The following is a 22152-nucleotide window of genomic DNA, read 5'->3' on the forward strand; positions in this document are numbered from 1 at the left end:
AAAAGCGGTGATAATCACCGCTTTTTTATTTGAATGAGTTAGTACACTGTTTAATAAGTTATTTGGGGAATTTTAACTCTCTGAAAAAACTTCCCGAAAGTTATTTCTACTTTCGGGAAGTTCCCCCTTAGGATAAAAATTATCTTTAAACTTATTAAACACAGTAGTTAATAACTCACATATTGATTGGTAAAACTACCATCATCGTACAAATCAATTAAGGCATAACCAGCTTCGGTGTGTTGATATTTCCCAAACCACCATCTGCCAGAAACCGCCCCATTGCAACAATAAGAAACGTCATTATAATCAACTCTATCGGTCAAGTGAATATGTCCCGAAACAGCCAATTTTACATTTTTATGATTATCAAATAAACCCGAAAGTTTTTTGGCATCGGTGTGCATCCAACTACCTGGCACTTCCCAACGTCCTTCCTTTTCGCTCATATTATCACCATCAAAAAACACACAAGCCGCTAAAATAGGAATATGCGAAATTATCATAGTAGGTTTATCTTCGGGTGTATTTTTCAAGTCATGCTTAAACCAATCCATTTGTTCATCGTCAATGTGAGCGGTGTACCAACTGCCATCTTTTTTCTTTTGAACACTGTCTAACATCACAAAATGCCAATCTTTTTTATCAAAACTATAAAACCTTTTATCCATCGACATTTCGTCCATTGCCCATTTCTTGCCGTCCTCAAAATTACTATTACTGTCTCCTTCGCAACAGATGTCGTGATTTCCTACACCATGAAAAATTGGCAATGAACTTTCTGCAGTCAAAACTTCATTAAAAAGTCGCCATTGTTTCTGAACATTTTCGTGTTTTCTTCGGTGTGCGTCCATCACACAATCACCAGAATTGATAATAAAATCGGGTTTAATCTCCTGATTTTGAATATGATGCAAACATTTTTCAAAGCCTTTTGCTGCCCCAATAAGTGGTTGAATGTGGACATCGGTAATGTGGGCAATACGAAGGACTCTTTTGGGAGGAGTGGTTGGTTGGTTAGCTTTTACAAAACTTGGTAAGGACAAGCCGCCAGCGAGTAAACCCGCCTGACGAAGCAAATCACGTCTTTGCATATTTGATTAATTTGGTTTCACAAATTTGTAAAATTTATTTAACCTATTGATTTTCTGCAAATTAAGTCATTGTAAATAATTGTGAATATTTATAAAGCGAATGTTACTAAGTTTTGGAAACCATCTTTAATCCAACAATTCCAATCAAAATGAGGACAAGAAATCCGATTTCAGGCAAACTTATTTTTCCGTGTAAAAAAATCACCTCTACCATTTTGATAAAGAGAATCGAAATGGCAGTCCAAATCGTGAAGGCAATGGCTGTTGGAATATTTTTCATTGCCAAAGAGAAAAAATAAGTATTTGTAATGCCAAAAATAATGTAACCAGCCAAAGGAAGCCAAATGGTTAATCCTTCAGACTTAGTAAAGTTTTGAAAATTCAAAATCTTAAATTTTGTAAACGACAAAAACTTTAGAGAAAACATCCAGCAGGCTTCTAAACCTGCCGCCAAAATAAGATAAAACCATGCCATATTGAAGACTTTATGCGTGTAAATTTTAATTTTCTATGCCATCAAATTGTGTAAGAAAACTTACGCTTGAAGTAACAATTAATATCAAATTTAATTCCGCAAAAATATCCGTGGTTTATCGGAAAGTTAATAGACTATTAAATATACGATTTATTAAGGAATTTGAAAGTACGATTGAGTAGTTTCATTTGAACGTTATTTTGCCTTTCTTAAATACAAAAAATAAATAGAATTATAATAATTAACAGTAGATTTTAAGAATCAATGTTTTTCTTAGAATGTCGAGAAATAAGGTAGATAAAGATTTTAAAATCTACTTATCAAACTGGAAGACTCAAATTTTCTCTTTAATCAATATCAATTGTACTTATCAAATGTTAGACCCAATACTTATTTTATTCGTTGGAGTTGTGGTTGTTGTAGGTGGTATCATCGGCTTTAAATTACACCCTTTTTTAGCACTTCTTTTGGCGGCCTTAGCGGTTGCTTTGCTCACACCAATTGAATATGTGGAGCATTATTTTCTCTCAAAAGGTCTTTCAGAAGCTGAAGCACTCAAACAAGCACACAAAAGTATCGGTGAACGCATTGGTACCGAATTTGGGAATACTTGTACCAAAATTGGTATTCTGATTGCGATGGCTGCCATCATCGGTAAAGCCATGCTTGATAGTGGTGCTGCCGAAAAAATTATCAGAGCAATGCTAAAAATTACGGGCGAAAAAAATGCTCCAATCGGTTTTGTGATGAGTAGTTTTTTCTTAACAATTCCTGTTTTTGTAGATACAGTGGTTTTTTTAATGATGCCCTTAGCGAAGGCAATGGGTATGCGTTTGGGTAAAAATTACCTTTTATTGGCTTTGTCAGTTATAGCAGGGGCAGTAATGGCAAACTCGTATGTGCCACCTTCGCCAGGCCCTTTATTTTTGGTGGGTGCATTAAATGTTCCGATTGGATTAATGATGGTTTGTGGCACATTACTTGGACTTTGTACCATTACAGTTGGTTATTTGATAGCAGTATTTTTGAATAAAAAATTCGATATTCCGTTAAGAGATTCTGCCGATGCACGTTTGGAAGACATCAAGGCCATTGCTGAAAAAGATGATAAAGAATTACCAGCTTTAGGTTGGGCTTTGCTTCCTGCGGTTTTTCCATTGATTACTATTTGTATTCGTTCGGGGGTAGAGGCATTTCACACAGTAAATACGGCTTATACAGATTTTGCTATTATCAATGCAATTATTGACGTGATTGTTTTCTTTGGAGATAAAAATATTGCCATTCTCATGGGGGCTATTTTTGCTCTTTTGGTATTGGCAAATCAGAAAAAAACAACAAAAGATAAACTCACGGCTTTTGTGCAAACTGCCTTAATGAGTGGCGGTGGTATTATTCTGATTACTGCGGCAGGTGGTGCTTTTGGTGGAATGTTGCAACAGTCTGGAATTAGCGGACGCATTGCAGATTTGACAAAAGATTATCAAATGGCATTAATTCCATTGGCATTTTTGATAACTGCCATTGTTCGCACGGCACAAGGTTCGGCTACGGTGGCGTTAATTACTGCTTCTGGGATTTTGGCAGGAATGGCTCAAAATGCGAATCTTGGTTTTCATCCTGTTTATTTGTGTTTGGCAATTGGAAGTGGTGCAAAATTAATTCCTTGGATGAACGATGCAGGTTTTTGGATTATGTGTAAAACATCTAATTTAACAGAAAAAGAAGCCCTAAAAACCATTGCTCCGATGCAAAGTTTCATGGGGTTAACAGGCGTAATTTTAACAATGATAGCCGCTTGGCTATATCCTATGGTGTAAATTTGGGGATTGGTGGATTGGTTACTGGTGGATTGGTTATTGGTGGATTGGTTATTGGTAGATTGGTTACTGGTGGATTGGTTACTGGTAAAATTGGGTCTATACCAATAACCAATTAACCGATAACCAATCTACCAATAACCAATAACCAATTTCCCCAAAATAGAAATTATAAAAAAATGCAAAATATAGTAATAAAAACAACGCCAAATGACAATGTGGCAATTGTGGCTAATCCGACAGGATTGAAGCGTGGAGCAATTGTTTTAGATGGAATTGAGTTGATTGAAGATGTGCCAATGGGGCATAAAGTGGCATTACAAACACTTCAAGAAGGTGATGCCGTTATTCGTTATAATCAAGTAATTGGCTATGCAAATCGAATCATAGAACAAGGAAGTTGGATAAATGAAAGTAATATCAGTTTACCGCAACCTCCTAATTTAGAGGATATTCCTTATGAAAAACCGACTATTCCACCAATAGAACTATTAGAAGGGTTTACTTTTCAAGGCTACAAAAATGCTGATGGTAGCGTAGGTACAAAAAATGTGTTGGGAATCACCACAAGTGTACAATGTGTAGCAGGAATTACCAATTTCATCGAAAATAAAATCAGGAAAGAATTACTACCACTTTATCCCAATGTTGATGATGTGGTAGCCTTTAATCATAGTTATGGTTGTGGCATTGCGATTGATGCACCTGGGGCAATTATTCCTATTCGTACCATTAAACACATTGCCCAAAACCCCAATTTTGGGGGTGAAATTATGATTATTGGTTTGGGTTGTGAAAAACTACGACCAGAACGTCTTTTGCCAGACGATAATAGTCAGTCATCCATTCTCTATCTACAAGATGAACGTTTTGAAGGATTTTATGAAATGGTTGATGGCATCATGGAAATGGCTGATAAGCATTTGCAAAAACTCAATCAACGCACAAGAGAAACTTGTTCTGCCGCAGATTTAGTAGTTGGAATGCAATGTGGCGGTAGTGATGCGTTCTCGGGATTAACAGGAAATCCTGTCTCTGGTTTTGCAGCTGATTTAATTGTAAAGGCAGGCGGAACGGTGTTTTTCTCAGAAGTTACAGAAGTACGTGATGCTATTCATTTACTTGTACCACGAGCTGTTGATGAAGAAGTTGCTCAAAAACTAAAATATGAAATGGCTTGGTACGACAATTATCTAAATTTTGGAAAAGCTGACAGAAGTGCCAATACAACACCGGGAAATAAAGGGGGAGGATTGAGTAATATCGTAGAAAAAGCACTTGGTTCGGTAGCAAAATCGGGTCTAAGTCCAATTGTAGATGTTGTTTCTCCAGGTGAAAAAATACGTAAAAAAGGCTTGAATTTTGTGGCAACACCTGCCAGTGATTTTGCTTGCGGAACTTTACAATTAGCCGCAGGTATGAATATGCACGTGTTCATAACGGGTCGTGGGACACCTTATGGACTAAATATGGTTCCTGTTATTAAAGTGAGTTCAAACTCAAAATTGGCAAACCGTTGGCATGATTTAATTGATTTTGATGCAGGTCCAGTTGCATTTGGCATCAAAACCATTGAAGAAATGGGTTGGGAATTATTCCACCTCATCCTCGAAATAGCCAGTGGAAACAAAAAGGTAGCTACTGATAAATTAGGTTTATATAACGATTTAGTGTTATTCAACCCAGGCCCATTGACGTAAGTGGTAATTGGTTACTGGTAGATTGGTTATTAGTTATTGGTGGAAATGGTATCTTAGAATAACCCTTTACCAATCACAACTGAACCAATAACCAATCCACCAATAACCAATCCACTAATAACCAATAACAAACCATGAAACTTCCTAAAATAAAAGAATTCCATATTACGCCCATTGCAGTAGTTGATCCTCCATTGCTCAATGCCGCTGGACTTCACGCTCCGTATGCTTTACGTACTGTGGTGGAACTTGTTACAGAAGATAATATTAGTGGAATTAGTGAGATTCCTGGAAATATTGACATTGACAAAGCTCTTGAAAAAAGTCGACAGTTTATCATCGGCAAAGACCCATTTCAACTCAATCAAATTCGGGATATTTTGGTTGCCAATTTTGGAATAGATAAAATGTCAGACAGAGGCGATGCTCCTTGGGATCAGCGTACTTTGGTGCATATTTTTAGTGCCATCGAGGTCGCTTGTTTGGATATTATCGGAAAAATTGTAAATCGTCCCATTGTTGATTTATTGGGTGGCAAACGTCGTGATGCCGTACCTTTTTCTGCCTATCTATTTTATAAATACGAAGGAGCAGGCGGAGAATTAGCCTTTGGAACAGACCCCAATGCCACAGGTTGGGATGCCGCCCGCCAAGCAAGTGCATTAAATCCAACCGAGATTGTGGCTCAAGCTAAAGCCATGTGTAAGGAGTTTGGTTTTCAGTCTATTAAGTTGAAAGGTGGTGCTTTTGAACCACGCCAAGAAGTTGATGCCATTTTAGCATTGCACAAGGAATTTGGCGAAAATACACCATTACGATTAGACCCAAATGCTCTGTGGACGGTGGAAACTTCTATCAAATATGGCAAAGAAATGGAGGGGATTTTGGAGTATTTAGAAGACCCATGCCGTGGACAAGAAAATATGGCAAAGGTTAGAAAAGCCCTCAAAACGCCATTGGCAACTAATATGTGTACGACCTCTTTTGAGGATATTCCAAGCAGTTACACTTTGGGTTCGGAAGATATTATTTTGTCTGACCACCATTTTTGGGGCGGTTTGCAGGATTCTATGAAATTGGCGAGTATTTGTCAAACCTTTGGAAGAGATTTATCCATGCACTCCAATTCTCATTTGGGCATTTCGTTGGCAGCAATGGTACATTTGGGTGCAGCAATTCCAAATTTCCGTTATGCTTTGGATACGCATTATCCTTGGCAGTCGGATGAAATTATTGTGGGTGGAAGAATGAAGTTTGAAGACGGAGCTGTGGCAGTACCAACGGGAGCAGGTTTAGGGGTAGAATTAGACAGAGTTGCTTTAGCAAAACTGCACGAAAATTATAAAAAGTGTGGTCTGACAAAACGCAATGACGAAATAGAAATGCAAAAAGTCCAACCAGAATGGAAATTTAAAGCAACGAGGTGGTAGATTGGTTATTGGTAGATTGGTAAACTGGTTACTGCTTTATTGGTTATTGGTAAACTGGTTACGGGTATATTGGTTAGTTATTGGTAAACTGGTTACATCTAATAGATTGATGTTACGCACACTTTAAGGTTAAGCATCTCCGATGCTAAGACTATCATTTTTGCATTTTCTACAAAGGTTGTACTTCTCCGAAGTAGTATCGATATAATTACTTCGGAGAAGTATAACCTTTGTAGAAAGAAAAGTAGAGGTCAAAATAGCATCGGAGATGCTCAACCTTAAATCTTGCGTAACATCAGTAATAGAGTAATATCCAATAACCAATCCACCAATAAACCAGTTTACCAATAACCAATAAACCAATAACCAATTCACCAATAACCAATAACAAATCCACCAATAACAAGGAATAAATTCTCAATTATAAGTAACTAATTTTAAAATGGAATTATCTAAAATAAAATCATCGCTCGAAGACGGGCTTCTTTCTTTCCCAATTACAGATTTTAAAGAAAATGGCGAATTTAACGCTGAAACTTTTGCCGACCGTGTTGAATGGTTTGTTAGTCATGATGTTTCATCGGTATTTGTGGCAGGTGGAACAGGTGAATTTTTTTCAATTACGGCAGACGAATACGAGCAAATCGTGAATATTTCTGTAAAAGTTGTGGCAGAACGTGTTCCTGTTATTTCAAGTGTTGGGAAAAGTGTTGCAGAAGCTATTGCTTATGCAAAAATTGCGGAAAAAGCAGGCGTTCATGCCCTTTTGCTTTTTCCTCCATATTTAACAGAATGCCCACAAGATGGCGTTTTTGAATATGCCAAAGCGATTATGCAAAATACCTCATTACCAGTAATTTACTACAACAGAGCAAACGGTGTTTTATCGGCAGATTATATCAAAAAATTAGCAGATGTTTGTCCAAACTTTATTGGTTTAAAAGACGGTACAGGTAATATGCAAGATTTGAATGATACTATCAAAACAGTTGGAAAACGCCTTTCATACATCGGAGGAGTACCAACCGCTGAGATTATTGCAGAAGCATATTTATCAATCGGAGTAAATACATATTCGTCGGCAGCCTTTAATTTTGTACCAGAATTAGCCAATAAATTCTATAAAGCTTTACGAGCGGGAGATTCAGCAACGGTTGAAGAAATTACGAAAAATTTCTATATTCCATTGGTTAGATTACGTGGTAAAAAGAATGGATATGCCGTAAGTTTGATTAAAGCAGGGGCAAAATTGATTGGTAAAAGTGCAGGGGATGTTCGCCCGCCACTTACCATGCCTACTGAGGCGGAAGTAGAAGAATTGAAGAAAATTATTGCACAAAGTATTTAAAAGTAATATGACAATTATGTCTCTAACAGGTAAAAATATTATTGGATTTGCCAGTTCATCTGAGGGAAATATAACCCTCAAAGCTATCAATCCAAGTACAGGTGAAAATCTAAATACAGATTTTTTCAAGGCAACACGCTACGAATTAAACATGGCTGTTGAAAAAGCAGATAAAGCATTTCAGATTTATAGAAAAAAATCGGGAATTGAGAAAGCTACTTTCTTAGAAAAAATTGCCGAAGAAATAGAAAACTTGGGTGATACGCTTACCGAAAGATACATGGCAGAATCTGGCTTGCCACAAGGACGAGCCATTGGCGAAAGAGGTAGAACTATTGGTCAATTAAAACTTTTTGCTCAACTATTGAAAGATGGTTCGTGGGTAAATGCTCGTATTGACACTGCTTTGCCAGACCGTCAGCCATTAGCCAGACCCGATATTCGCTCAATGGAACGTCCTTTGGGAGCAGTTGGCGTTTTTGGTGCAAGTAATTTTCCTTTGGCGTTTTCTGTGGCAGGAGGTGATACTGCATCTGCTTTGGCGGCAGGTTGTTGCGTGGTTTTCAAAGCTCATCCCGCTCATTTAGGAACATCAGAATTAGTGGGTCAGGCGATTCAAAAAGCTGCCTTGGCAACTAATATGCCCGATGGTGTTTTCTCCCTACTTTTTGATGATGGTTTTGAAATTGGTCAGGAATTAGTAAAACACCCCAATATTAAGGCAATCGGATTTACAGGTTCATATAAAGGAGGAAAAGCCATTTTTGATACAGCAGTAGCACGTCCTGAGCCAATACCTGTATATGCCGAAATGGGAAGTGTAAACCCTGTGTTTGTTTTACCAAGAATTATTCAGGAAAAATCTCAGTCAATTGCTCAAAATTTTGTGGCTTCAGTGACTTTAGGAGTAGGACAATTTTGTACGAATCCTGGAATGTTACTTTTGGAAAAAAATCAGGCTTTTATTACTGAATTAGAAACCCAAATTCAAGAAGCAAACGGAGGTGTAATGCTAACTTCTGGTATCAAAGATGCTTACAGAAAAGGCGTTGAAAAATCAGAAAACTTGTCAAAAGTAATCGGAAAAGGTAAAATGCCAACGGGTTTTACTGCCGTTGAACCTGTATTATTTCATGCTGATATTGATACATTGATTGCTAATCCGCATTTATCAGAAGAGATTTTTGGACCAACGAGTATTGTAGTTGAAGGAAATTCAAAAGATGAATTATTAGCTGTGGCAAAATCCCTTTCTGGGCATTTGACTGCAACCGTTTTTGGAAATGAAGACGATTTGAATGAATATCAAGACCTTTTGGAAATTCTTCAACAAAAAGTAGGTCGTCTTATCATTAATGGTTTTCCAACGGGTGTTGAAGTTTGTCATGCTATGGTTCATGGCGGGCCGTTCCCGTCAACAACTGATTCGAGAAGTACATCGGTTGGGACTGGCAGTATTACCCGTTTTACTCGTCCAGTTTGTTTTCAAGATTTTCCAGATTCTTTATTGCCTGACGAACTTAAATCGGATAATCCTCTCAATATTTGGAGATTAACTGATGGACAAACCGTGAAATAAAAATTGCTTTATTATAAAAGTATAAAACCCAATACGCTCAAAATTTGATTGTATTGGGTTTTTGGTTAAATGGGTATTTTGGTTTTTATTATTTCTGATAATGTTCCATGATAGATTCTGTACCTCTTAAAGCAACCGCAGGATTGGAGCATGCATTTATTTAACATAACTAAAATTATACAACTTTACATACTAAATAATGTCATTGGAATATCAAAGCTAAGTGAGTAACAATGTAAATCGTTTGTATCTGTTCAATTTCATCGGAGTATTCAAAATCCCACTCAATTGTCTGAAATAGTGATGGTTGTATCTAAATACACTGTTTAATAAGTTTTCTGAATAATTTTCATCCTAAAATGTTTGATTGGAGAACTTCCCGAAAGTTTTAGAACTTTCGGGAAGTTGAAATAACTTATTAAACAGTGTACTAAAGCTGTTTAAACTTTTGAGATTTCTTAGGAATAGAACTTATAATTCTTCTTAGTTGCACCGTCTGACTGCGTGTAAAGTTCAACTCCGTCAGACGATAGTCAGACGGGGTAGCTCGACCAGACGATAAGATTCTATCTAATCAAGAATTGACATAATTGCGTAAGTTTAAACAGCTTCCCTGTCAAAACTAAGTAAACCTACATTCTTTATCAAAATTGATAAAAAACCAATGACAATCGAAAGAGAACAAGCTTTTGAATAACGTTTTGTTCTTTGTACCTACCTATTTAATTTTTTGAAAATATTGCTACAATGTTACGCTTTCCTTCCTTTTAAAGTTTACTATTATTTCATGAATATTCAAATATAAAATAATATTAAACTTTATTGTCTTTTTTAATAGACAATAAGAAAAAACAATTTACCTTTGCTTCGAAATTATTATTAGAATCCAAAATCGTGGTGGAGTGCCACCCAGCAACAAAACGCAAACAAACCAATGAAAAAAGCAAGTGTTATTTTAATCGCATTATTCTTCGGAATCGTAATGAATGGTTTTTCACAAACTTCATCACCTGCTCCCAAAGCAGATTTTTTTGTAGGAAAATGGGAGATTACCATTTTCGGTACGCCCAATGGAGACAGTAAAATGGCAACGACTCTTGTACGTAAGGAAGGGAAATTAACAGGTGAATTAAAGGATATGACTGACTCTACAAAAGCAGCTATTCCGATTACCGCCATTGAAGAAAAAGATGGAGAAATCGAAATTTCATTTTCAGCATCTGGTTATGACGTAAGTTTACCTTTGAAAAAAGAAGATGATGATAACTTGAAAGGTCAGATGATGGGAATGTTTGATGCGAAAGCAAAAAGAGTGAAAAAGTGAAATATTCTTGAAAGGCAGAGATTAAAACCTGCCTTTTTTACTTGCTCCTAACAGGATATCCATTTTACCAATTAAAGGATATACTTCATTTGTAAAAAAACGAAAATGATGTTAAGGTTTTCATACAGTTTCTTGGGAATATTTATTTTAATGTTTGGTTTTAATACTGCTCAAAGCCAAAACTGGTTTCCAAAATACAATTTCAATCCTACAACGTTCAAAAAACCGAGTCAAAATTTCGGGCCTATGGCTCGTTGGTGGTGGTCTGGAAATGATGTGAATGTCCCTGAATTACAAAGAGAAATCAATCTTTTTGCCGATAATGCTTTTGCAGGTGTAGAAATACAAACCCTAAAATTGGGTATGCCCATTACGCCAGAAAATCGTGATAAAATTTTCAGTTGGGACACGCCACTCTATTACGAAAACGTAAAATCCGTTATGGAAGAAGCTCGTAAAAGAGGACTCATTATTGACATGACTAACGGAAGTGGTTGGCCAGCAGGTAGTTCAATTTTACAGGGAAATGACGGTTTTCGTAATCTGAAATTTAATGCAATTACCGTAGAAGGGGGAAAACGCTTAACGGTAGCTTTGCCCAAAGTTTCCAGTAAAATTGGAAGTTCTATTTTACAGGCGGTAGTGGCAACCCAGATTGCTGGAGGAAAAGAAAATGTATCGCTTAGAACAACACCTTTGGATATTAATTCAACTATAATTCTTACTCAGCAAGTTGTAAATGATTCTGTAACGTGTACATTACCAGTTGGTTACTGGAAGGTAATCGCTTATTGGAGTTTGCCAAGTGGCGAGATGACAATGACTGCTGAAGCAAAACAGGGTTATGTTGTTGACCATTTTAATTCGGAAAAAGTGTTGAAGTTATACAACTATTTATTTGGGGAACGTACTGGTTTAAAGCCATATTTTGGAAATCCGATGAGAGCCATTTTCAATGATAGCTATGAATTTAAAGCAGACAGACATTACTCGGTTGACTTTATTAATTGGTTTAAAAAACATCGTGGTTATGACCCTGTGCCTTATTTGTCGGCAAATATGCAACGGGGCTATAATTATGTTTCGTTTGCCAATCCAAATGCTCCCAAAGATTTTACGTTTGATGCTGAATTAGACACTCGTATTCGTCATGACTATGACCTTACGTTGAGTGAATTATTGGGAGAACATTTCTTGAAAACAAGTAAAGATTTCATGGAAAAACAAGGCTTATTGCACCGTACTCAGACTTATGGTTTGAACATGGATATGATGGCAATTGCTGGTTTAGCTTCTATTCCAGAAATGGAAAGTATGTTGGCTTCGGAGGCAAATATGAAGATTGTTTCTTCGGGAGCTCATTTGTACAATCGTCCGCTTGTTTCTTCCGAATCGGTTGTATTTGTCAATAGAGCTTATATGACAACGCCACAAAAAACTCGTTTGGCGGTAGATAAATTGTTTGCAGCAGGAGCGAATCAAATTATTTATCATGGCATTCCTTATCGCTATTTTCCAAAGGATTTTGCTAAAGAAGGTTGGTATCCCTTTTCAAGTGCTGTTTTACCTGTCAATTTTTCTTCTCATTTTGGCGAAAGTGATATTTTCTGGAAATATCAAAAAGACCTTAATCAGTACATCCAACGGACACAATATGCGTTGAGAGCTGGCAAAGCTAAAACCGATGTATTAATCTATTTTCCTTACATGAATGTTGATAAAATGCCCGAAAACCCAACGGAAATTATGACAATGGGAGAAATTTCTGGCATTGAACCTCCTTTGAAAAAAGCCAAAGAACAAGCAGATGAAAAAAGTAAATGGGCAGAAAAAACATGGAAAATTATTAACCAACTCGAAGCAAAAGGCATTACTTGGGAATGGGTAAATGATAAATCTATTCAAGAAGCCAAACTTACCAACGACAAACAAATCAATATTAGAGGTAATATTTATCAAGCTCTTATTTTATCAGAGAATTCAACAATTGAACTCCAATCAGCCCAACAAATTACCAAATTGGCGAGTCAAGGAATGCGTTTTTTAAATGCAGGTTCTTTGCCTACCAAGCAACCATCTTTTCTAAATTGGGCCGAAAATGACAAAAAAGTAGCTACCCTTTTAAAATTAGCAATTCAACAGAAAAATAGTATTCAAATTGTTGAAAATGAGCAAGTTGATGCTTGGATTGCTTCTTTGAAACAAAGCGTAAAGTTCAACGATTTATACCATTTTACTCGTCAAATTCAACGAGAAATGAGCGATGGAAGCCGTATTCAATTTATTTGGAATAAAAGCGACCAATGGCAAACAATGTCTTTGTCTTTGGATAAAAAATATATAGAAAGCTATTGGATGAATGCAGAAGACGGCACAATTACACAAAATGACAATCAGTCGAAAATAAACTATCAAATTCCGCCTTATAGTTCGGTTATTTTGTATGCTTCTACCAAGTCAATGGCTGATAAATCATCGCTTTCAAAAGTCCCAATCAATCCAACAAATGCCAAAACGCTTTTAACCATTGATAAATGGTCGATTCAAGCAGATACGGTGAAAATAAGTAATAGTGCTTTATTCGACTGGAAAACCAATGATTCCTTTAAATACATCGGTACAGAAGCGATTTATCAAAGTTCATTTGACATAAAAGGCGTTGATTCTGACATAAACTATTTTCTCGATTTGGGCAAAGTATATCATACCGCCGAAGTATTTATCAATGGAAAATGGGCAGGAAAAAGAATCATTTCGCCTTATCGTTTAGCGATTGGTAAATACTTGAAAAGTGGTATTAATCAAATAGAAATCAGGGTATTACCAACGTTATTGAACCATTTTATTGGCGAAGCCGTAAAAGGAAATCCACATTATAAACAATTCAAAAAATCAGATGGACAATTGATGTCGAATGGATTGGTAGGTGAAGTGAAAATATTAGAAATTAAATAACAAAACATGAAAATTTGCGTAGTACTCAGTATCATTATTTTATGCTCATTTCAAGCCGCTTTTTCTCAAATAAAAACAGGAAGAAATCAGCCATTTGATGCCAATTGGAAATTTAAAAAAGGCAAAGGAATTGACGCAAAAGCCACCAATTTTAATGATTCCAACTGGCGAAAATTGGATGTTCCACACGATTGGAGTATTGAAGATTTAACCGAAAGTCTAACTGATACCAGTCGGGGACTATCCAGTCGGGGACTATCCAGTCGGGGACCCTTTTACAAAAATGCTATTGGTAAAAATGCTACGGCATTTACAGTGGGTGGAACGGCTTGGTACAGAAAACACTTTGTATTGGATAAATCAGCAAAAGACAAGAAGGTTTATGTCCAATTTGATGGTGTTTATATGAACTCAGATGTCTGGATTAATGGGCATCATTTAGGAAATCACCCAAATGGCTATACGGCTTTTGGGTATGACTTGACGGCTTTTTTAAATCCTGTTGGTAAGGAAAATGTGATTGCTGTTGAAGTGAAAAACGAAGGAGATAATTCTCGTTGGTACTCAGGTTCGGGTATTTATCGTCATGTTTGGCTAAATATCGTTAATCCAACACAGATTGAAAATTGGGGTGTTCAAATTGTTTCAAGTAAGGTTTCGGAACAATCAGCAGAAATTTCTATTTCGACAAAAATTAAAAATTTAATAGCTGACATTTCACTTACGACAGAATTGTATTCGACTGATAATAAATTAGTTGCGACAAATACAACGCAACTTTCTAAGGAAAATAAAGTTGAGCAAACCATTATTCTTAAAAATCCCAAACTGTGGGATATTGGAAATCCCAATTTGTATAAAGCCAACATGATTTTGAAACAAAACGGCAAAATCATTGATGAATACACCCAAAAATTTGGTATCAGAAGTATTCATTTCGATGCTGAAACGGGCTTTACGTTAAATGGAAAAAGCATAAAACTCAAAGGTACTTGTATTCATCATGACAACGGCGTACTTGGGGCGATGGCGATTGATAGAGCCGAAGAACGAAAGATAGAATTACTAAAAAATAATGGTTACAATGCCGTTCGTTTTGCTCATAATCCGTATTCTGCTGAGATTTTAGACGCTTGCGATAGATTGGGAATCTTGGTTATCAATGAAGCTTTTGATATGTGGAACATCAACAAAACGCCCGATGATTATGCCGATTATTTCAAAGATTGGTGGCAAAAAGATTTGACTTCCATGATTCAAAAAGACGTAAATCATCCCTCAATCATTATGTGGAGTATTGGAAACGAAATTCCTGAAGTTGTGGATAGTTTGGGTTATGAAACGTCTAAAAAATTAGCTGATTTTGTGCGGAATTTAGATGCAAGCAGACCTGTAACGGCAGCAATTCCATTTCATATTCCGTTGATGAAAAGAAAAAAATGGGATGAAACAGCTCCTTCATTTGCTCCGCTTGATGTTGGAGGCTACAATTATGCTATGCAATATTATGAAAAAGACCATCAAAAATTTCCCAAAAGAGTGATGATGGCTACGGAATATTTTCCACCAAAAGCATTAGAAAACTGGAATGCAGTTGAAAAAAATCCTTATGTCATTGGAGTTTTTAGTTGGGCAGGCATCGACTATTTGGGCGAAGCAGGCATTGGCTTGGCTCGAACAAAAGGAACAAATCAAAAATGGAATGGCTTTGTAGAAGATTTTATGTCGCCACAATGGCCCATATTTAATTCATACACGGGAGAATTAGATTTGATTGGTAACAAAAAATCGGCATCATATTATTTAGATGTTGTTTGGCGAAGAAGTAAAATTGAAATGATGGTGCATCGTCCTTTACCAAAAGGATACAAAGAACAAACGGGCTTTTATGGATTTCCAGATGAATTAAAATCTTGGACTTGGACGGGACATGAAAATGACTCTTTACAAGTAAGAGTTTTTACGAGAAGTTCAAGCGTAAAACTTGAATTAAATGGAAAAATCATTGCAGAAAAAACGCTTGAAAAAGGTTCGATAACTACCACATTTAAAGTGCCTTATATAGCTGGAAAATTAATCGCTCATTGCTATGAAGGAGATAAAGAAGTGGCTTCTGAAACAATCACAACGGCAGGAAAACCCGTAGCTGTTCGCTTAAAACCCGATAGAGCCACGATTAATGCCAGTAAAAATGACCTTGCCTACATCAATGTAGAAATCGTGGATGAATTTGGGAATGTTGTTCCATCGGTAGATAATGTTTTAGTAAAATTCAATATTGAAGGAAATGGTAAAATTATAGGCGTAGGAAATGCTAATCCAAGAGATATGTCAAGTTTCCAGAAACCAGAGAAAAAGGTATTTCAAGGAAGAGGGTTAGCGATTGTTCAACCAACGGGGAAATCAGGCGAAACTATCATAAAAGCCGAGGCACAAGGACTGAAAAGTGGGGTTATAAAAATCAAAACTTATTAAAAATTAGACAATGAAAAAATCAATTAGCATAATCATTGGCTGTATTGTACTATTTGCAGGACAACTCTCTTTTGCACAAGAAGTATCTATTACAGAGCCAATTTTTAAAAATCCCTATACAGACATTGACGAATGGCGTGAAAAACCAGTAAAGCACCGTTATATTCATGGTGGTTTTAAAGGTACAGAAACACGTTTTTCATTTTATTTTCCTGTAAAAGAACAATATCAGGGGCGTTTTTTCCAATATATCACGCCCGTTCCTGATAATGAAAATCTTTCGCAAGGTGCAACAGGCGAGAGCGACAAAATTGGTTTTTCGATTGCCAGTGGGGCTTATTTTGTAGAAACCAATGGTGGTGGAATTACAGACCCTGCGGCTGGTTTTGGAAAAGATGCCTTAATTGTAGCTTTTAAGGCCAATGAAGCGGCAGCTCAATATTCGAGAATAAAAGCAGCAGAAATCTATGGGTCACATCGCACGTATGGCTATTGTTTTGGGGGTAGTGGCGGAGCTTATCGAACTATCGGAGCAATAGAAAATACCAATACTTGGGACGGAGCAGTTCCTTTTGTGGTAGGTTCACCTGTGGCTATTCCAAATGTATTTAGTGTTCGTATGCACGCAATGAGAGTATTAAAGGATAAATTTCCTCAAATTGTGGATGCCTTAGAACCAGGAGGAAGTGGCGATATGTATGCTGGGTTGAATGCAGAAGAAAGAGAAGCCTTGAAAGAAGTAACACAAATGGGCTTTCCTACCAAAGCATGGTTTAATTATAAAACTATGGGAATTCATGCTTTTGCGGCTCTTTATCAAGGAATGTCAATGGCTGATGCTCCCTATTTTCAAGATTTTTGGAAAGTTCAAGGCTATCTTGGAGCTAATCCAACTGCCTCATTACTAAAAGCACGCATTCAACAAAAGAGTAAAATAAAGATGATTATTACTGCCGAAGAAGGTGGTAAAATGGGCTTAGTTCCTGCACCTACGGCAGGAGAGGCTCGTGGAAGTGCCGATGCCGCATGGAAAAACATAGGTGGAAAAGAAGGTTCGATGCCTGTGGCTTTCCAAATAGAAGATATTTTGCCAGATGTTGATTTTTTGGGTGGTGACCTTATCATTAAAACGGGTGTAGCAATAGGCAAAAAGATATTTCTTTCAAAAATTTCTGGGGATAAAATTGTTGTTGGCACAACTGACCCCAAAGTGCTTGCTTCTATTCAAATAGGAGATGAAGTACAGGTTGATAATTCTAATTTTCTTGCGGCACAAACTTATCATCGTCATCAAGTACCGAGTAAAGAATATACTGTATGGAATCAGTTTCGAGATGCCGATGGTAAACCGCTTTATCCGCAACGCCCCATGCAATTAGGCCCTTTATTTACAAGAGCTGCTTCTGGGGTATTACCATCGGGTAAGTTTAAAGGAAAAATGATTTTATTAGAATCCTTATGGGATAGCGAAGCTTTTCCGTGGCAAGCAGACTGGTATCGCTCAAAAGTAAAAGAAAATTTGGGAGAAAATATTGATAATAATTTCCGAGTATGGTTTACCGACCATGCCAATCATGCCGATTTTACCAATCCAGGCGACCCTACTCATCTCGTAAGTTATCTTGGTGTACTCCAACAAGCCTTACGAGACCTGAGTACATGGGTTGAGAAGGGTGTTAGCCCGCCAGCTAACACTTCTTATCAACTTGATAATGGACAAGTAATTGTTCCATCAACAGCCAAAGAACGTAAAGGAATCCAACCAACAATTGTACTTAAAGCTGACGGTACCGTTAGTACAAAAACAAAAATCGGTAAGCCTGTCAATTTTACGGCTATCATTGACGTGCCAGAAAATGCTGGAAAGGTTATTTCTGCTGAATGGGATTTTGACGGAGAGGGTAAGTTCCCTGTGAAAGGAATCATAAAGTCTGTAAATTCAGAAGGCTCTAAGGTGACTTTGAACACTGCATACACCTTTAAAAAGAAAGGGACTTATTTTGTTACGCTTCGGGGAGTTTCTCAACGAAAAGTTGATAACTCACCTTTTGCTAAAATTCAAAATCTTGAACGAGTGAGAGTCGTGGTAGAGTAAGTATTTTGAAATTATTGGCGAATGATAACCAATTTTTTTAATATTATCAGTTCAATGAAAAGGATGAATTAGTTTAGGGAAATTGTAAAATTAAAAGTACCAACTATTCGCCGCTGAACTTCCCGAAAGTTTAAAACTTTCGGGAAGTTTGTCCAAGCCAAATATGGTACGTTATTTTTTACAATTTCCCTTATGATAGAATTGGTACATAAAAAACGGTGTCCTCTTGCGGATTCGCTTTATAACCATTTTTAGATTCTATGACTTTCAAAAGTGTTGACATAACTCATTCGGATTGGAACAATTCTCTGAAATATTTTTGGAAAATGATTTTTGAAGAAGTTTAGTTTTATTTCTGATAAGATTCAATTATCGGAAATAATTATTTCAAAATTCACAACTCAAAATGCTCTCTATTTTTTTAATAAAATTGTGTTGAGTTGTGAATTTTAAAATGAATAGCACATAAAATCAACATGAATAGTTTAGTTTGGAATTCTAATGACTAATGATTTGGGATTTATTTCGGCAATGACCTCTTTAACTTTACCTAAATATTCACCGTCAATTTGAAAATGCACTTTTTTGCGAGATTTAATAGTTAATTGATTGGTATGGAAAATTTCGGTTTTATCCTCATCATACTTCTCGTGGGTAAAAACCATTTTGAAAACCTCCAACAACGAACGTTTTTTGATAATTACCACTTCAAATAAATCGTCATCTAATTTACCAATTGGATTAATAACAGCTCCAGTTCCGTACATGGTTGCATTGGCAATGACTACCATGAAAGCCGACTTCATAACTTGTTTATTATCAATGTGCATTTCGAGTTGCATAGGAGAATTTTGTAAAAATACTTTTAGCGATGCTAAAAAATATCCCCACATTCCACGACCACCTTTTTGCTCAAACCGTTTCATCAAATACGCATTTAAGCCTATATCACTTAAATGAATACACAGTTGTTGGTTGACTGTGGTTGTATGAATTTCCTGATTTTTACCGTCTGTGATTATACTTAGAGCAGTTTTGTGGTCTTCAGAAATGCCCAATTCACGGGCTAAACCATTGGCTGAACCCGCAGGCAAAATCCCTAAGACAATTTTAGAACCCATTAAACATTCGGCGACAAACTTTACCGTTCCATCACCACCCACCGCAATGACTTGGTTGGGTTTGAATGTTAGAATTTTGTCCTTAATTTGTTGAATAGAAGTATTTTTGGAAAGGGAAAATAATTCTACAATATGGGGAGTTTGGGTAAAATAATCGGTAATTATCGCCTCCCAATTATTTGTATTGCTTCCAGATACAGAATTAATCACAAAAAACAATCTTTGTATATCTTTTTTAGTCATAGTTTTCGATAATGTTTTTTGGGGAACTTCCCCCAAACTTATTAAACACCCCATTCATTCAAGTAAATTATGAATAAAACATCATACCAACCCAAATCTACCATTCGAGTTTATCATGGCTACGGTCACAAAGAAAACTTAGTTGTTTATGGACACGTATTGGCTCATAAACCACCTATAAAAAACAGATTTACCGATAATCTTCTCCTGAACATCATTCATTTGATTAAATTATTCTTCGTAAAACCAATACCCAACAAGGTTGTGCAATTGACTTGGAATAATCAATTATTAGAAACTAAAACCGCAAAAGATGGTTTTTTTAAGTTTGAGTGGAAATCAAATGATTCGGTAAGTGCTGGTTGGCATCCTGTTATTGTCAATTCAGTTGATGAAAATAAAGCCATTGTGGCATCGGGAGAAGGCAAAATTTTCATTCCTCATTCTACTCAATATGGCTTTATTTCGGATATTGATGATACTGTTTTGGTGTCGCACTCGGCTGAAACTGGCAAGAAATTGAGGGTGATGTTTACCAAAAACCCAAGAAGCAGGAAGACATTTGCAGATGTAGTAAAATATTATCAAATGTTATCGCTCGCCCACACAACTCCCAATTTATTGAATCCGTTTTTCTATGTTTCGAGTAGTGAGTGGAATTTATATGATGATTTGAATGAATTTTTCAAATACAATGACCTTCCCAAAGGAGCTTTTTTATTGAATGAAATTAAAAAATGGTATCAATTATTCAAAACAGGGAAAACGAAACATCAGGGAAAATTGATAAGAGTAAGGCGAATTTTGGAGGTATTTCCCAAACAACGATTCATCTTATTAGGTGATAATTCACAAAAAGACCCCGAAATTTATGTGAGTATTGCGAATAAATTTCCACAGAAAATTGTAGCCATTTACATCAGAAATATCAGTTTGGAGAAAGAAAAACCTACAAACGAAATATTCAGTAAACTTATCAATAAAGATATCTGTGCTTTACAATTCAAACATACTGATGAGGCGATAGCTCATTCAAAATCCATTGGATTAATCAATTTTGAATAAAAAATCGGAACGATGTATTTACTAATGCAGGTTTTTTTAGCATAAAATAAACCCTTTCAATCGTTTAAAACGCATGAAAGGGTTGTAATCTGCTCATTTTGCCTTTGCATTAATAAGTAAGTATAATGACGAATTATTTTTGTCATAATCTTGATTATCAATGGTTTGTGGGGTTTTAAAAATCGTGTTTTATGTTGTTCCATTAAAAAATAAGTATTTTCTCTGAAACCTTGTTTAGGCTAATGAAACGCCTATTATTTTCCCAATTCCAAAAGTAATGGCGGCGGCAATTAGACCAAAAACAACTTGTCTAAAACCTGAGTACCAAACACTTTTTCCAGTAAATAAAGTAATTGCGGCACCAATGCCAAAAAGACCAACTGCACTGAATGAAGCACTCAATAAAACGGCTTGTAAACCCCCAAAAAAGAAAAATGGAATGACAGGAATGATTGCCCCGAACGCAAAAAGTATAAATGAAGTGATGGCGGCTTCCATTGCTGAACCTTTTAAATCTTCGGCATTGATTCCTAATTCCTCTTTTACTAAAATTTCATGAGCAAGGTCTTTATTGGTCATAATTTCCTTTGCCATTTTTTTGGCTTGTTCTTCTGGAATTCCCTTTGAATAGTAAATGAGCGCTAATTCTTTTTCTTCACCTTCTGGATTTGTTTCTAATTCTTCCATTTCGATTGCCATCTGATTTTCAAAAAGTTCTTGAGAACTTTTGACTGAAATCCACTCTCCCAATGCCATGGATAATGCTCCTGCCAACATTCCCGCAAGTCCCGTCAAAAGCACTTCGCTTTTTCCATTGGTTGCTCCTGCAATCCCCATGACCAAACTAAAATTAGAAACTAAACCATCATTTCCGCCTAAAACGGCAGCTCTCAAAGCATTTCCACCCACAGACCGATGTCTTTTTTCAAATCTGGCTAAGTTTGAACCAGACACCTTTTGGTTATTGTCGAGAATATTTTTAAGAATTGTTACATGAGCGGTGTCAGAAATGGAACTCGCCATCTTGTTCTTTTTTCTTGCACCTACCACTGCATTTGAAATACTCTTTTCTGTATCCAAAAGAACCCCCAAAACATAGTCGTACCCGAAAATTTTTCCAATTAATTTAAGTGTTTTTGCCCGTGTAGATGGTAAAGGCAAATTAGAAAGGTCTAATCCATTTTTGTTTGCAAAAGCAATAGCGTGGCTTTGTTCAATTTCGCTCATTTGATGAAATACTGCCGCCACGTTTTCGTCTTCCTCATTTTCTGCGAGTAATTTGTATAAAAAACTGGCATCAATTTCTGTCTGGATACTTTTTAAGTTTATCATGTTTGTTTGAGATAAAGAAACTTTTTATTTAGAACCTGAGATTTTAGTTCATCAAGCTACTGTTTTAATTTACGATAAATTATTGAGAAGTGAGTA

General features: G+C 36.4%; 15 protein-coding genes. 11 read left to right on the forward strand and 4 right to left on the reverse strand.

The window, feature by feature from the left end; genetic code table 11:
- Positions 1-167: 167 nt before the first annotated feature.
- Together VB796_RS17860 and VB796_RS17865 are read right to left on the reverse strand one after the other, a co-directional pair.
- A complete protein-coding gene (locus tag VB796_RS17860; protein WP_323347941.1) occupies positions 168-1094 on the reverse strand; it encodes a metallophosphoesterase family protein in 927 nt (308 codons plus the stop codon).
- Between the two features lie 106 nt (positions 1095-1200).
- On the reverse strand, positions 1201-1569 hold the full coding sequence (locus tag VB796_RS17865; RefSeq protein WP_323347942.1) for a DMT family transporter: 369 nt from the start codon (positions 1567-1569) through the stop codon (positions 1201-1203).
- A 374-nt stretch (positions 1570-1943) separates the two neighbouring features.
- On the opposite strand from VB796_RS17865, the gene VB796_RS17870 reads away from it, so the two are divergent.
- The 10 genes from VB796_RS17870 to VB796_RS17915 all read left to right on the forward strand — a co-directional run bounded on the left by VB796_RS17870 (position 1944) and on the right by VB796_RS17915 (position 18295).
- On the forward strand, positions 1944-3389 hold the full coding sequence (locus tag VB796_RS17870) for a GntP family permease (RefSeq protein ID WP_323347943.1): 1446 nt from the start codon (positions 1944-1946) through the stop codon (positions 3387-3389).
- Positions 3368-3508, forward strand: coding sequence for a hypothetical protein (locus tag VB796_RS17875; RefSeq protein ID WP_323347944.1), 141 nt, complete (start codon positions 3368-3370; stop codon positions 3506-3508). The genes VB796_RS17870 and VB796_RS17875 overlap by 22 nt, the downstream gene beginning before the upstream one ends.
- Positions 3509-3568: 60 nt before the next feature.
- On the forward strand, positions 3569-5089 hold the full coding sequence (gene garD / locus VB796_RS17880; RefSeq protein ID WP_323347945.1) for a galactarate dehydratase: 1521 nt from the start codon (positions 3569-3571) through the stop codon (positions 5087-5089).
- A gap of 134 nt (positions 5090-5223) precedes the next feature.
- Positions 5224-6519: an enolase C-terminal domain-like protein gene (locus VB796_RS17885; RefSeq protein WP_323347946.1), complete on the forward strand. Its 1296-nt coding sequence runs from the start codon at positions 5224-5226 to the stop codon at positions 6517-6519.
- A gap of 442 nt (positions 6520-6961) precedes the next feature.
- Positions 6962-7867, forward strand: coding sequence for a 5-dehydro-4-deoxyglucarate dehydratase (gene kdgD / locus VB796_RS17890; protein ID WP_323347947.1), 906 nt, complete (start codon positions 6962-6964; stop codon positions 7865-7867).
- Positions 7868-7883: 16 nt separating this feature from the next.
- Positions 7884-9446: an aldehyde dehydrogenase (NADP(+)) gene (locus tag VB796_RS17895; RefSeq protein ID WP_323347948.1), complete on the forward strand. Its 1563-nt coding sequence runs from the start codon at positions 7884-7886 to the stop codon at positions 9444-9446.
- Between the two features lie 934 nt (positions 9447-10380).
- Positions 10381-10770: a hypothetical protein gene (locus tag VB796_RS17900; RefSeq protein WP_323347949.1), complete on the forward strand. Its 390-nt coding sequence runs from the start codon at positions 10381-10383 to the stop codon at positions 10768-10770.
- A 108-nt stretch (positions 10771-10878) separates the two neighbouring features.
- A complete protein-coding gene (locus VB796_RS17905; RefSeq protein ID WP_323347950.1) occupies positions 10879-13725 on the forward strand; it encodes a glycosyl hydrolase in 2847 nt (948 codons plus the stop codon).
- A gap of 6 nt (positions 13726-13731) precedes the next feature.
- Positions 13732-16200 (forward strand): glycoside hydrolase family 2 TIM barrel-domain containing protein, encoded by a 2469-nt coding sequence (locus tag VB796_RS17910; protein WP_323347951.1) that lies wholly within the window; start codon positions 13732-13734, stop codon positions 16198-16200.
- Positions 16201-16210: 10 nt separating this feature from the next.
- A complete protein-coding gene (locus VB796_RS17915; protein ID WP_323347952.1) occupies positions 16211-18295 on the forward strand; it encodes a hypothetical protein in 2085 nt (694 codons plus the stop codon).
- A gap of 485 nt (positions 18296-18780) precedes the next feature.
- On the opposite strand, the gene VB796_RS17920 is transcribed toward VB796_RS17915, so the two are convergent.
- A complete protein-coding gene (locus VB796_RS17920) occupies positions 18781-19659 on the reverse strand; it encodes a diacylglycerol/lipid kinase family protein (protein WP_323347953.1) in 879 nt (292 codons plus the stop codon).
- Between the two features lie 69 nt (positions 19660-19728).
- Here VB796_RS17920 and VB796_RS17925 point away from each other — a divergent pair, with 69 nt between their 5' ends.
- The gene (locus tag VB796_RS17925) at positions 19729-20724 is read left to right on the forward strand and encodes an App1 family protein (RefSeq protein ID WP_323347954.1); all 996 of its coding nucleotides are present in this window, start codon (positions 19729-19731) and stop codon (positions 20722-20724) included.
- A gap of 234 nt (positions 20725-20958) precedes the next feature.
- On the opposite strand, the gene VB796_RS17930 is transcribed toward VB796_RS17925, so the two are convergent.
- Positions 20959-22056: a VIT1/CCC1 transporter family protein gene (locus tag VB796_RS17930; RefSeq protein WP_323347955.1), complete on the reverse strand. Its 1098-nt coding sequence runs from the start codon at positions 22054-22056 to the stop codon at positions 20959-20961.
- Positions 22057-22152 lie beyond the last annotated feature (96 nt).

Origin of the sequence: Arcicella sp. LKC2W, assembly GCF_034931005.1 — a bacterium.
Classification (GTDB): Bacteria; Bacteroidota; Bacteroidia; order Cytophagales; family Spirosomataceae; genus Arcicella.

What these genes read in the sequence shown, in the direction of transcription:
- VB796_RS17860 (WP_323347941.1), bottom strand. Translation starts at nt 1,094, where the DNA reads ATGCAAAGACGTGATTTGCTTCGTCAGGCGGGTTTACTCGCTGGCGGC.
- VB796_RS17865 (WP_323347942.1), bottom strand. Translation starts at nt 1,569, where the DNA reads ATGGCATGGTTTTATCTTATTTTGGCGGCAGGTTTAGAAGCCTGCTGG.
- VB796_RS17870 (WP_323347943.1), top strand. Translation starts at nt 1,944, where the DNA reads ATGTTAGACCCAATACTTATTTTATTCGTTGGAGTTGTGGTTGTTGTA.
- garD (WP_323347945.1), top strand. Translation starts at nt 3,569, where the DNA reads ATGCAAAATATAGTAATAAAAACAACGCCAAATGACAATGTGGCAATT.
- VB796_RS17885 (WP_323347946.1), top strand. Translation starts at nt 5,224, where the DNA reads ATGAAACTTCCTAAAATAAAAGAATTCCATATTACGCCCATTGCAGTA.
- kdgD (WP_323347947.1), top strand. Translation starts at nt 6,962, where the DNA reads ATGGAATTATCTAAAATAAAATCATCGCTCGAAGACGGGCTTCTTTCT.
- VB796_RS17895 (WP_323347948.1), top strand. Translation starts at nt 7,884, where the DNA reads ATGTCTCTAACAGGTAAAAATATTATTGGATTTGCCAGTTCATCTGAG.
- VB796_RS17900 (WP_323347949.1), top strand. Translation starts at nt 10,381, where the DNA reads ATGAAAAAAGCAAGTGTTATTTTAATCGCATTATTCTTCGGAATCGTA.
- VB796_RS17905 (WP_323347950.1), top strand. Translation starts at nt 10,879, where the DNA reads ATGTTAAGGTTTTCATACAGTTTCTTGGGAATATTTATTTTAATGTTT.
- VB796_RS17910 (WP_323347951.1), top strand. Translation starts at nt 13,732, where the DNA reads ATGAAAATTTGCGTAGTACTCAGTATCATTATTTTATGCTCATTTCAA.
- VB796_RS17915 (WP_323347952.1), top strand. Translation starts at nt 16,211, where the DNA reads ATGAAAAAATCAATTAGCATAATCATTGGCTGTATTGTACTATTTGCA.
- VB796_RS17920 (WP_323347953.1), bottom strand. Translation starts at nt 19,659, where the DNA reads ATGACTAAAAAAGATATACAAAGATTGTTTTTTGTGATTAATTCTGTA.
- VB796_RS17925 (WP_323347954.1), top strand. Translation starts at nt 19,729, where the DNA reads ATGAATAAAACATCATACCAACCCAAATCTACCATTCGAGTTTATCAT.
- VB796_RS17930 (WP_323347955.1), bottom strand. Translation starts at nt 22,056, where the DNA reads ATGATAAACTTAAAAAGTATCCAGACAGAAATTGATGCCAGTTTTTTA.